General features: G+C 72.6%; 11 protein-coding genes. 8 read left to right on the top strand and 3 right to left on the bottom strand.

The window, feature by feature from the left end; translation table 11 throughout:
• Positions 1-10: 10 nt before the first annotated feature.
• Positions 11-1,234: an amidohydrolase family protein gene (locus tag HL189_RS17230; protein WP_369134940.1), complete on the bottom strand. Its 1,224-nt coding sequence runs from the start codon at positions 1,232-1,234 to the stop codon at positions 11-13.
• 80 nt (positions 1,235-1,314) lie between these two features.
• On the bottom strand, positions 1,315-2,247 hold the full coding sequence (locus HL189_RS17225; protein WP_369134939.1) for a RecB family exonuclease: 933 nt from the start codon (positions 2,245-2,247) through the stop codon (positions 1,315-1,317).
• Between the two features lie 189 nt (positions 2,248-2,436).
• Between HL189_RS17225 and HL189_RS17220 the strand changes: the two genes are divergently transcribed.
• Together HL189_RS17220 and arc are read left to right on the top strand one after the other, a co-directional pair.
• Entirely contained in the window at positions 2,437-3,297 is an 861-nt protein-coding gene (locus HL189_RS17220) for a tRNA (adenine-N1)-methyltransferase (protein WP_369134972.1), read from the top strand.
• 188 nt (positions 3,298-3,485) lie between these two features.
• Positions 3,486-5,207, top strand: a complete 1,722-nt coding sequence (arc, locus tag HL189_RS17215) for a proteasome ATPase (protein WP_369134938.1) — start codon at positions 3,486-3,488, stop codon at positions 5,205-5,207.
• Positions 5,208-5,255: 48 nt separating this feature from the next.
• Here arc and HL189_RS17210 read toward each other — a convergent pair whose 3' ends face one another.
• A complete protein-coding gene (locus HL189_RS17210; protein WP_369134937.1) occupies positions 5,256-6,113 on the bottom strand; it encodes a hypothetical protein in 858 nt (285 codons plus the stop codon).
• Positions 6,114-6,157: 44 nt separating this feature from the next.
• On the opposite strand from HL189_RS17210, the gene dop reads away from it, so the two are divergent.
• The 6 genes from dop to pafA all read left to right on the top strand — a co-directional run bounded on the left by dop (position 6,158) and on the right by pafA (position 11,963).
• Complete coding sequence (gene dop, locus HL189_RS17205) at positions 6,158-7,663, top strand: depupylase/deamidase Dop (protein WP_369134936.1); 1,506 nt, start codon at positions 6,158-6,160, stop codon at positions 7,661-7,663.
• 106 nt (positions 7,664-7,769) lie between these two features.
• The gene (locus HL189_RS17200) at positions 7,770-7,979 is read left to right on the top strand and encodes a ubiquitin-like protein Pup (protein ID WP_369134935.1); all 210 of its coding nucleotides are present in this window, start codon (positions 7,770-7,772) and stop codon (positions 7,977-7,979) included.
• A 33-nt stretch (positions 7,980-8,012) separates the two neighbouring features.
• A complete protein-coding gene (locus tag HL189_RS17195; protein ID WP_369134934.1) occupies positions 8,013-8,756 on the top strand; it encodes an endonuclease VII domain-containing protein in 744 nt (247 codons plus the stop codon).
• Entirely contained in the window at positions 8,753-9,601 is an 849-nt protein-coding gene (prcB, locus tag HL189_RS17190; RefSeq protein ID WP_369134933.1) for a proteasome subunit beta, read from the top strand. Before HL189_RS17195 ends, prcB begins: the two co-directional genes overlap by 4 nt.
• 3 nt (positions 9,602-9,604) lie before the next feature.
• Positions 9,605-10,531: a proteasome subunit alpha gene (gene prcA, locus HL189_RS17185; RefSeq protein ID WP_369134932.1), complete on the top strand. Its 927-nt coding sequence runs from the start codon at positions 9,605-9,607 to the stop codon at positions 10,529-10,531.
• Positions 10,532-10,604: 73 nt separating this feature from the next.
• Complete coding sequence (pafA, locus tag HL189_RS17180; protein WP_369134931.1) at positions 10,605-11,963, top strand: Pup--protein ligase; 1,359 nt, start codon at positions 10,605-10,607, stop codon at positions 11,961-11,963.
• Positions 11,964-11,987: the final 24 nt, after the last annotated feature.

Here is an 11,987-nt window from a genome sequence, read left to right as displayed (position 1 = left end):
GGCGGCCTGGTCAAGGTGGCTGGCCGACGACGGTCCCGTCGGGTCCCGCGACGCGGCCCCGGGACACGACCGTGCGCACCGCGCGCAGGGCTCGGATGTCGGTGAGCGGGTCCCCGTCCACCGCCAGCAGGTCGGCGTCCAGGCCGGCGGCCAGCCGGCCCGTCCGGGCGGCGAGCCCGCACGCCTGCGCCGCGGCGCTCGTCGCGGAGACGAGCGCCTCCTCGGCGGAGGCGCCGCAGTCGACCAGGTCGATGACGGCCTCGGGCAGGACGCCGTGCGTCTTGGACGGGTTGATGCCGCCGTCCGTGCCGCTCACCAGCCGGACGCCTCCCTCCAGCAGCGCGGTCACGTGGGCCAGTCGCCGGTCCCAGGTCATCCCCAGGCGCTGGATCACCGCGAGCATCTGCGGTGAGGGGGCGACGCCCGGCGTCCGCCCCAGGGTCGGGCACACCGGCGTCCCGGCCCGGGCCAGCCGGGCGGCCAGCTGCGCGGGGACGGCGAAGCCGTGCTCGACGAAGCAGGACCCGTGCTCGATGCCGTCCACCCCCGCGGCCGCGCACTGCTCGACCGAGGTCAGCGGGTGGGCGTGCGCGGTGACCGGGAGCCCGGCCGCATGCGCCTCGTCGACGACCGCGTGGAGCTCCTCGAGGGTGAACTGACCGCCGAGGACGTCGGTGGCCACGGTCATCACGCCGCCGCTGGCCATGACCTTGACGACGTCGGCCCCCCGCTCGGCCCGTTCCCGGACGGCCCGCCGCAGGCCGTCGACTCCGGAGGCCTCTCCGCCCAGCCACCAGCAGTGACCCTGCACGGAGGTGATCGGGGGCCCCGCCGCGACCACCGTGGGACCCGGTCCCGCGCCGCGGTGCCGGTCGACCACCGCCCAGTCGGCGTCCCCGAGGTCGCGCACGGCCGTGACCCCGGCGGCGAGCTGGCGGCGCAGCGAGACCGAGACGATCGCGTCGACCGCCCCTGCGTCCAGCTCGGCGAGCTGGTCCAGGGCGCGGGGGCCGCCGTCCGCGCAGAGGTGGACGTGCGTGTCGATCAGTCCCGGCAGCAGGGTCGCGCCGGCCAGGTCGGTCACCTCGCACCCGGCCGGGGCGGTCGCCGCAGCCGGCTCGACGCCGATGATCGCGCCGTCCTCCACCAGGACCAGGGCTCCGCCGGGCAGCACCCGCTCGCCGTCGAAGGCCCGTTCCGCCCGGTAGCCGTGCACGGTCCGCCTCCAGGCCACCGGTGGATCCGCCGGCGCGACCGTACCGAGCCCCACGGGCGCCCGGGGCCTTCCGCGGCCTCTCGGCGGTCAGCCGGGGCTCAGACCGGGGTGACCGGCAGCGCGGTGCGCCAGCCCGCGTCGGCGGCGGCCTGCGCCGGGAACGGCGGGGGAGTGCCGCCGAACGCCGGGCACAGCGCCTGGTGGTCGCACCAGCCGCACAGCCGGCTCTTGTTGGCCCGGAAGTCACCGGTGGCCACCGCGCGCTCGATCGCCGCCCAGATGGCCTGCAGGGTGCGCTCGAACCGCACCAGCTCCGCCTCGTCCGGCGCGTAGGTGAGCGCGTCGGCGTCGCCGAGGTACAGCAGCTTCAGCTGGGCGGCCACCACGCCGCGGGTGCGCCAGAGCACCAGTGCGTAGAACTTCATCTGGAACAGAGCCTTGGCCTCGAAGGCCTCGCGCGGTACCGCGCCGGTCTTGTAGTCGACCACCCGGATCGCCCCGGTGGGAGCCACGTCGAGCCGGTCGACGTAGCCGCGCAGCAGCAGCCCGTCGGGGACGGTGACCTCGACCAGCTCCTCGCGCCCGGCCGGCTGGATGCGGGTCGGGTCCTCCAGGGTGAAGTAGTTCTCGACCAGGGCGCCGGCCGAGGTCAGCCACTCATCGAGGCCGCCCGCGCCGGCCACCTCGGTGCCGTCCTGCGGCGCGGCGAAGAGCTCCTCGACGCCCTCCTCCTGCCGCAGCTCCTCCCAGGCCGGGGCGACCAGCTCGCGGGCGGCGTCGAGGGTGCGCCGGGACGGGGGGAGGTCGTAGAGCTTCTCCAGCACCGAGTGCACCAGCGTGCCGCGGACGGCCGCCCGGCTCTTCTTCTCCGGCAGGCGGTCGATCGTGCGGAACCGGTAGAGCAGGGGACAGGACTTGAAGTCCGCGGCGCGGGACGGCGACAGCGAGGGCCGCCGCGGCGTGCCGTCCGCCGTCGTGGTCCGTTCCGGAATGCCCTCGGGGGACCGGTCGGTCGCGAGCGTCGCCGTCATGGGACCGAGGCTAGGTCGGCGCTCCGACAGTTCCGAGTCTCCGCGCCGGAGGCTCCCCGGACGCCGTCCGTACGCTCGTGGCCCGTGGACCAACAGCAGGTACTGCCGCACGACCCGACCCCTGAGGCCGCTCCGGCTCCCGAGCCCACCGCGGTGGAGGTGCTCGCCGAGGCGCCCCTGGAGCCCGTGGTGGTCGAGGGGGAGCCCGCCGGCAGCCCCGAGCCGGTGGCCGGGGCCTTCCGGACCGGTGACCGGGTGCAGCTCACCGACCCCAAGGGGCGGATGCACACGGTGGTCCTGGAGCCGGGCAAGGCCTTCCACACCCACCGCGGCGCGATCGCCCACGACGAGCTGATCGGGGCCCCGGAGGGGTCGGTCGTGCACTCGACGGCGAACACCGGCTACCTGGCGTTGCGGCCCCTGCTGGCCGACTTCGTCCTGTCCATGCCCCGGGGCGCGCAGGTCATCTACCCCAAGGACGCCGCGCAGATCGTCGGCTCCGGCGACATCGGCCCGGGGATGCGGGTGCTCGAGGCCGGCGCCGGGTCCGGCGCGTTGACCTGCTCGCTGCTGCGGGCGGTCGGCAGCGGGGGGACGGTCACCAGCTACGAGCGGCGCGAGGACTTCGCCGACGTCGCGCGCGCGAACGTGGGCGCCTTCTTCGGCGACGTGCCGGCGAACTGGTCGCTGCGGCTCGGCGACCTCGACCAGCACCCGGCCGAGGAGGTCGTGGACCGCGTCGTCCTGGACATGCTGGCGCCGTGGGAGGTGCTGCCCACGGTGGCCGCGGCGCTGCGCCCCGGCGGCGTGCTGGTCGGCTACGTCGCCACGGTGACCCAGCTGTCCAGCTACGTGGAGGCGCTGCGGGCGCAGGGCTGCTGGACCGAGCCCTACGCGTGGGAGTCGCTGGTCCGGCCCTGGCACGCCGTGGGTCTCGCGGTGCGCCCGGAGCACCGCATGGTGGCCCACACCGCCTTCCTCGTCACCGCCCGGCGACTGGCCGACGGGGTCGTCGCACCCACCCGGCAGCGCCGGGCGCAGAAGTTCTGATCCGGCCGGAGATGACGGTTCGGTGACGTACCGGCGCACCCCGCGCACCCGTCCGTGGGAGGGCGGCATTGTCGGCACCGGCGTGTATAGATTGGCTGCCTGGCTCCCCCCGATGTGTGCGGAGGTGCGTGATGGGCCTGGGTCCTGACGAGTTCCGAGCGCGGCGTGAACGTGACGTCGCCTCCCTGGTGAGCCAGATCTCCTACCTCGAGGAGGAGATCGGCCTCCTGCGGCGCAAGGTCTCCGACAGCCCGCGCCAGGTGCGCGCGCTGGAGGAGCGGCTGGCCGAGGCGGAGGGCCGGGCGGCCTTCCTGTCCGAGCGCAACGACAAGCTGGCCGGCACGCTGCGCGAGGCACGCGAGCAGCTGGTCACGCTGAAGGAGGAGGTCGAGCGCCTGGGCCAGCCGCCCTCGGGCTACGGCGTCTTCCTCGAGCGCTTCGAGGACGGCACGGTCGACGTCTTCACCGGCGGGCGCAAGCTGCGGGTGGCGGTGTCCCCGGACGTCGAGCTCGACGGGCTCCGGCACGGCCAGGAGGTCATGCTCAACGAGGCGATGAACGTGGTCGCCGCGCGCGGCTTCGAGCGGGCCGGCGACGTCGTGATGCTCAAGGAGCTGCTCGAGCCGGTGCCCGGCGAGCCGCGGCGGGCCCTGGTCATCGGGCACACCGACGAGGAGCGGGTCGTCCGGATCGCCGACTCGTTGACCGGCCACCCGCTGCGCAGCGGTGACTCGCTGCTGCTGGAGACCCGGTCGGGGTACGTGTACGAGCGGATCCCGAAGAGCGAGGTCGAGGAGCTGATCCTCGAAGAGGTCCCCGACATCGACTACTCCGACATCGGTGGGCTGTCCCGGCAGATCGAGCAGATCCGGGACGCCGTCGAGCTGCCGTTCCTGCACGCGGACCTGTTCCGCGAGTACCAGCTGCGCCCGCCGAAGGGCATCCTGCTGTACGGCCCGCCGGGCTGCGGGAAGACGCTGATCGCCAAGGCGGTGGCCAACTCGCTGGCCAAGAAGGTCGCCGCGCTGAACGGGGACTCCGACCGGAGCCAGGGGAAGTCCTTCTTCCTCAACATCAAGGGCCCGGAGCTGCTCAACAAGTACGTGGGCGAGACCGAGCGGCACATCCGGCTGGTGTTCCAGCGGGCCCGGGAGAAGGCCAGCGAGGGCACGCCGGTCATCGTCTTCTTCGACGAGATGGACTCGATCTTCCGCACCCGCGGGTCGGGGGTCTCCTCCGACGTGGAGAGCACGATCGTCCCGCAGCTGCTCAGCGAGATCGACGGCGTCGAGGGCCTGGAGAACGTCATCGTGATCGGCGCCTCCAACCGCGAGGACATGATCGACCCGGCCATCCTGCGGCCCGGGCGGCTCGACGTGAAGATCAAGATCGAGCGCCCGGACGCCGAGGCGGCGCGCGACATCTTCAGCAAGTACCTGACCACCTCGCTGCCGATCCACCCCGACGACCTCGCCGAGCACTGGGGCAACCGTGAGTCGACGATCGCCGGGATGATCCAGCGGACCGTGGAGCGGATGTACACCGAGACGGAGGAGAACCGCTTCCTGGAGGTCACCTACGCCAACGGTGACAAGGAGGTCCTGTACTTCCGGGACTTCAACTCCGGGGCGATGCTGCAGAACATCGTCGACCGCGCCAAGAAGATGGCGATCAAGGACCTCCTCGAGACGGGCGTGGGCGGGCTGCGGGTGCAGCACCTGATGGCCGCCTGCGTCGACGAGTTCAAGGAGAACGAGGACCTGCCCAACACGACCAACCCCGACGACTGGGCGCGGATCTCGGGCAAGAAGGGCGAGCGGATCGTCTACATCCGCACGCTGATCAGCGGCAAGGGCGCGGAGAGCGGCCGCGCCATCGACACCGCCACCAACACCGGCCAGTACCTGTAGCGGGCCGTCGGCCCGGTCCCCGCACCGCGGGGCCGGGCCGACGCGCGTTCAGGTGAGGCGGTCGGCCAGCACCCGCAGGTGCTCACCGCCGGCGGCGTCGTACGTCGCCCCGGGCACGGTCAGCACCGGGTACGGCCGGACGAGCGGCGGCTGCGGACCGACGTCGACGTGGGTCACCTCGGCCCCGAGTCCGTGCAACTGGTCGGCCATGCCGTAGTCGGACCGGGAGTCGCCGACGGTGTGCCAGGCAGCGGGGAGGGGTCCGTCCGCCCGCAGCAGGTGCAGGGCGCGGCGGGCACCGAGCGCCTTCCCCGCCCGGACCGACTCCACGTCGGTGGCGATGACCGAGGGGTCGATCCGCCACGGCGTCCGGCCCTCCGCGTCGGGGACGGACCGCCCGTCCAGCTGCACTCCCAGCCCCGCCGCCGACAGCCGGGCCGCCAGGTCGGCGTCGAACGCACGCTGCCGCTCGGCGTAGAACTCGGCAGGGACGTCGGTGCGCGCCTCCACCGTGGCCATCGTCCGCTTGCTGGCATCGACGAACATCGCGTCGCCGTAGCCGTTCCCGACCAGTTCGGCGAGGACGTCGCGGCAGACCTCCGGCACTGCCAGGTCGGCGTCGACGTGCACCTCCGCGGCACCGTCCGGGCCGGCCGTCGTCCACACGCCGCCCTTCTCGCAGACCGCGTGCAACCTGGCGTGGTCGGGCAGGCCGGCCGCGACGAGCGGCCGCAGGACGCGCTCGCCGACGAACGCCGCCGACCGCCCGGTGTTGAGCACGACCGGGACGCCGGCGGCCAGCAGCCGCCGCAGGTCCCCGAGCAGCGAAGACGCCGCAGTGCGGGTGACCGGGCTGGCCACGGGGCCGTCGACGTCCAGCAGCAGGCCCAGGGGCGGCATCTCCACCCGTCCATCTTCCAGGCGCGCGGCTGCCGCCTAACCTGGGGCGCATGAGCGTGCGACGGGTGATGGGGACCGAGCTGGAGTACGGCATCTCCGTGCCCGGGCAGCCGGGGGCGAACCCGACGACGCTGTCCAGCCAGGTGGTGAACGCCTGGGCGGTCGCCGACGCGCCGATGCCCCGCCGGCCGCGCTGGGACTTCGAGGAGGAGTCGCCGCTGCGGGACGCCCGCGGCTTCGACCTGTCCCCGGCCAACGCGCTGGACCACACCGACCTCGACGAGGACGCCGGGATGGCCAACGTCATCCTCACCAACGGCGCCCGGCTCTACGTCGACCACGCGCACCCGGAGTACTCGACACCGGAGGTCACCAACCCCCGGGACCTGGTCGTCTGGGACAAGGCCGGCGAGCAGATCATGGCCGAGGCGGCCCGGCGGGCCGCCCGCATCCCGGGCACCCAGCCCATCCAGCTGTACAAGAACAACACCGACGGGAAGGGCGCCTCCTACGGGGCGCACGAGAACTACCTGATGGACCGCCGGACTCCGTTCGTGGAGATCATCCGGGGCCTCGTCCCCTTCTTCGTGACCCGGCAGGTGTTCACCGGCGCCGGGCGGGTCGGCATCGGCACCGAGGGGCGCACCCACGGCTTCCAGCTGTCGCAGCGGGCCGACTTCTTCGAGGTCGAGGTGGGCCTGGAGACGACGCTGAAGCGGCCCATCATCAACACCCGCGACGAGCCGCACGCCAACCCCGACGAGTACCGCCGGCTGCACGTGATCATCGGCGACGCCAACCTGGCCGAGCTGTCGACGTACCTGAAGGTCGGGACGACGGCGCTCGTGCTGGCGATGATCGAGGCGCGGGCGCTGGGCAAGGACCTGGGCATCGAGGAGCCGGTCGAGGCACTGCAGGCCATCAGCCACGACCCGACGCTGACCCACCAGGTGCGGCTGCGCGACGGCCGGCGGCTGACCGCCGTCGAGGTGCAGCGGGAGTACCTCGCACTGGCCGAGGAGTTCGTCGCCCGGCACGGCGAGCCCGACCCCCAGACCACCGACGTGCTGCGCCGCTGGGCCCAGGTGCTCGACGACCTGGAGACGGACCCGATGCGGCTGGCCGACCAGCTCGACTGGCCGGCGAAGCTGCGCCTCCTGGAGGGGTACCGGCAGCGCGACGGGCTCTCCTGGGGTGACGCCCGGCTCAAGCTGGTGGACCTGCAGTACTCCGACGTGCGCCCCGAGAAGGGGCTGTACCACCGCCTGGTGGCCCGCGGGTCGATGCAGCGGCTGCTCACCGACGAGGAGGTGACCCGGGCGATGACCAGCCCACCGCCGGACACCCGGGCCTACTTCCGCGGCGAGTGCCTGCGCCGGTACCCGGCCCAGGTGGCCGCCGCGTCGTGGGACTCGGTGGTGTTCGACGTGGGCCGGGACAACCTGGTGCGGATCCCGACCATGGAACCGCTGCGGGGCACCCGGGACCACGTCGGCGCGCTGTTCGAGGCGACGTCCAGCGCCGCGGAGCTCGTGGACACCATCACCGGCAGCTGAGGTCCCGGCCACTCGTCGTGTCTGTGGATCGAGGTGAGCCGACTGTCACACCGCGCGGGTAGCTTCAGCGGCAGCATCCGAAGCTCCACACACGACGGAGGGCGAGATGGCAACGAGGGACAGCGGGGGTCAGCACCGCGCGACGCGGTCGCGAGAGGAGACCGAGGAGGTCGAGGCGTCGGTCGACGCCGAGAGCTCCGAGCGCACCAAGGAAGTGACCGAGGACGTGGACTCGCTCCTCGACGAGATCGACGGGGTCCTCGAGGAGAACGCCGAGGAATTTGTCAGGTCATACGTGCAAAAAGGGGGCCAATGACCATTCTGCGACCATTCAGGGAATGTTTCAGGAATGGTCACAGAAAAGTTCTGCCCTGATTGCGGTGTGACCCGTCCGGAAGACGCGTTCACCAGGGACCGCAGCCGGAAGGACGGCCTGGCGGCGTACTGCCGTGCTCACGCCCGTTGCCGGGCGAACGCATCGCGCGCAGCCCGTGTCGGGACGGCCAAGCGCCGGACGGCCAGTGGTCGCGGTGTCCCGTCTGGCTCAAAGTGGTGCCCGGACTGCGGCCTGGTCAGGCCGCTGTCCGAGTTCCCTCGTACGCGGGCGACGACGTCAGGGCGCTACACGTACTGCAAGCCGTGCCACAACGCGCGCGGTAAGGCGTCCAAGGAGAAGATCGGCGGCTCACAGACGTATCACCTGAAGCGGCGGTACGGGATCACGGCCGTGGAGGCAGACGCGATGCCGGCAGCCCAGGGTGGGCTGTGCGCGATCTGCCGGGCGGCACCGGCGGTGCACGTCGACCACGACCACGCGACCGACGTCGTCCGGGAATTGCTGTGCTTCAACTGCAACGGTGGGCTGGGACAGTTCCGGGACGACCCGGCGGTGCTGCGGGCTGCGGCGGGGTACGTCGAACGCCACCGGGCCCGGCAGCACCGTGCCCAGCCCTTGGTCCGGCGGCGCCCGGAGGTGATCAGCCACCCGGTCGGCCCGCCGGTAGGGTCGTCGCAGCGTCCGCCGGTGCACCGGCGGACGGGTCTGAGCAGTCGGGGCCGCGCGGTGCCGGCGGCGAGAGAGGCGGGCGAGTGAGCGAGTCGTCAACTGGCCGGAGCGGGTTCCCGCCCGCGTACCTGGACCGGGTGGGCTCGTCGTTCACCGACTTCCTCGGCCTCGCCGCGCCCGACCTGCTGCCCGGCCGGCGCACCCTCCCTGCCGCGCCGCTGGGCGAGCTGGCACCGCACGGCACCACCATCGTCGCGGTCACCTACGAGGGTGGCGTGCTCATGGGCGGGGACCGCCGGGCCACGATGGGCAACCTCATCTCCAGCCGTGACATCGAGAAGGTCTACGCGGCCGACTCGTACTCGGTGATCGGCATCGCCGGTGCCGCCGGCATCGCCATCGAGATGGTCCGGCTCTACCAGGTCGAGCTCGAGCACTACGAGAAGATCGAGGGCGTCACGATGTCCCTCGACGGCAAGGCCAACCGGCTGGCCGGCATGATCCGCGGCAACCTCGGCGCCGCGATGCAGGGCCTGGCCGTCGTCCCGCTGTTCGCCGGCTACGACCTGGACGCCGCCGAGGGCGCGAGCCCCGGCCGCATCTTCAGCTACGACGTCACCGGCGGGAACTACGAGGAGCGCGGCTACGCCTCGGTCGGCTCCGGCTCGCTGTTCGCCCGCAACTCGCTGAAGAAGACCTGGCGAACCGGGCTGCCGGCCGACGCCGCCACCCGCAGCCTGGTCGAGTCCCTCTACGACGCCGCCGACGACGACTCCGCCACCGGCGGTCCCGACCCGGTGCGGCGGCTGTACCCGATCGTCTACCGGGTCGACGCCGAGGGCGCGGTCCGGCTCCCCGACGCCGAGGTGGCCGCCGTCGCCGAGACGATCATCGCCGACCGTTCCGCGGGCAACGAAGCGCGGGAGGTCTGAGCCATGACCATGCCCTACTACGCCTCCGCCGAGCAGGTGATGCGGGACCGCTCGGAGTACGCCCGCAAGGGCATCTCCCGCGGCCGCAGCGTCGCCGTCCTCACCTACGTCGACGGCGTCCTGTTCATCGCCGAGAACCCCAGCGCCACGCTGCACAAGGTCAGCGAGCTCTACGACCGGATCGGCTTCGCCGCGGTCGGCCGGTACTCGGAGTTCGAGAGCCTGCGGGTGGCCGGGGTCCGGCTCGCCGACGTCCGCGGCTACTCCTACAACCGCCGGGACGTCACCGGACGGGTCATCGCCAACGCCTACGCGCAGACCCTCGGCGCGGTGTTCACCGAGCAGCTCAAGCCCTACGAGGTCGAGCTGTGCGTCGCCGAGGTGGGTGACAGCAGCGGCGGGGACCAGCTGTACCGGCTCACCTTCGACGGCTCCATCGTCGACGAGTCCGACTTCGTCGTCATGGGCGGCCAGGCCGAGACCGTCGCCAACCACCTCCGGGAGCACTACACCCGCGGCATGGGCCTGCGCGAGGCGCTGCGGGTCGGCGTCCGGGCGCTCTCCGCGGTGAGCCCTGCCACCGCCGCCAACGGCGGCGGGCACGACCAGCTGCCGGCCGAGCAGCTCGAGGTCGCCGTCCTGGACCGGCGGCGGCACAAGCGGGCGTTCCGCCGGGTCGCCGGCGCCTCCCTCCGGTCGCTGCTGTCCGACGAGCCGGTTCCCGAGGAGGCGGCGCCGCCCGCCGCGGCGACCCACGTGCACGCGCCCAGCGCCCCCGCGCCGGGCACCCCGGCCGGCCTCGGCGACCCGACGGCCGTCGACACCGCCGGCGGCACCGAGGACCGCACGCTGGAGCCGGACACCTTGGACGGCGCGGGCGGCGGCACCGAGGGCGACCAGCCGCAGCCCCGCACGGACGACGAGCGCTGAGCCACCGTCCGTGATCGGCGCGGCGCGTCCGGGACACGAGCCGAGCGCGCCGCGGCGGCATAGGCTCGGCGGGGTGGAACGACGGATCTTCGGCATCGAGACCGAGTACGGCGTCACCTGCACCTTCCGCGGGCAGCGCCGGCTCTCCCCGGACGAGGTCGCGCGCTACCTGTTCCGCCGGGTGGTGTCGTGGGGACGCAGCTCCAACGTCTTCCTGCGCAACGGCTCCCGGCTCTACCTCGACGTCGGCAGCCACCCCGAGTACGCCACCGCCGAGTGCGACGACCTGGTGGAGCTCGTCGTCCACGACAAGGCGGGGGAGCGGATCCTCGAGGGCCTGATGGTCGACGCCGAGCAGCGGCTCAACGAGGAGGGTGTCACCGGCGACATCTACCTGTTCAAGAACAACACCGACTCCGCCGGCAACAGCTACGGCTGCCACGAGAACTACCTGGTCGGCCGGCACGGTGAGTTCGGCCGCCTGGCCGACGTGCTCATCCCCTTCCTGGTCAGCCGCCAGATGGTGGTCGGCGCCGGCAAGGTCCTGCAGACCCCGCGTGGCGCCGTCTACTGCGTGAGCCAGCGCGCCGAGCACATCTGGGAGGGCGTCTCCAGCGCCACCACCCGCTCCCGCCCGATCATCAACACCCGCGACGAGCCGCACGCCGACGCCGAGCGCTACCGCCGGCTGCACGTCATCGTCGGCGACTCGAACATGAACGAGACGACGACGCTGCTCAAGGTCACCATCACCGACCTGGTGCTGCGGATGATCGAGCAGGGCGTCGTGATCCGGGACATGACGCTGGAGAACCCGATCCGGGCCATCCGCGAGATCAGCCACGACCTGACCGGACGGCGCAAGGTCCGGCTGGCCAACGGCCGGGAGATGTCGGCGCTGGAGATCCAGACCGAGTACCACGACCGGGCCGCCGAGTTCGTCGACCGCGAGGGCTACGGCCCGGTGCACCGGCAGATGCTCGAGCTGTGGGGTCGCACGCTCAAGGCCGTCGACTCCGGCGACCTCAGCCTGATCGACCGCGAGGTGGACTGGGCCAGCAAGTACCGGCTCATCGAGCGTTACCGGGCCAAGCACGACCTGCCGCTGTCCAGCCCGCGGGTCGCGCAGATGGACCTCGCCTACCACGACATCCGGCGCGGCCGCGGCCTGTACTACCTGCTGGAGAAGGCCGGCCAGGTCGACCGGGTGGCGCACGACCCGCGGATCTTCGAGGCCAAGAACGTGCCCCCGCAGACCACCCGGGCCAAGCTGCGCGGCGAGTTCATCCGCCGGGCGCAGGAGAAGCGCCGCGACTTCACCGTCGACTGGGTGCACCTCAAGCTCAACGACCAGGCCCAGCGCACCGTCCTGTGCAAGGACCCGTTCAAGGCCGTCGACGAGCGGGTGGAGAAGCTCATCGCGAGCATGTAGGAGGACCCGTCCTCCTCATCCCTC

The sequence above is a fragment of the Modestobacter sp. I12A-02662 genome (assembly GCF_041028325.1).
Classification (GTDB): Bacteria; Actinomycetota; Actinomycetes; order Mycobacteriales; family Geodermatophilaceae; genus Modestobacter.
The sequence above is the reverse complement of the archived record's forward strand: the minus strand, read 5'-3'. Positions and strand labels throughout refer to the sequence as shown.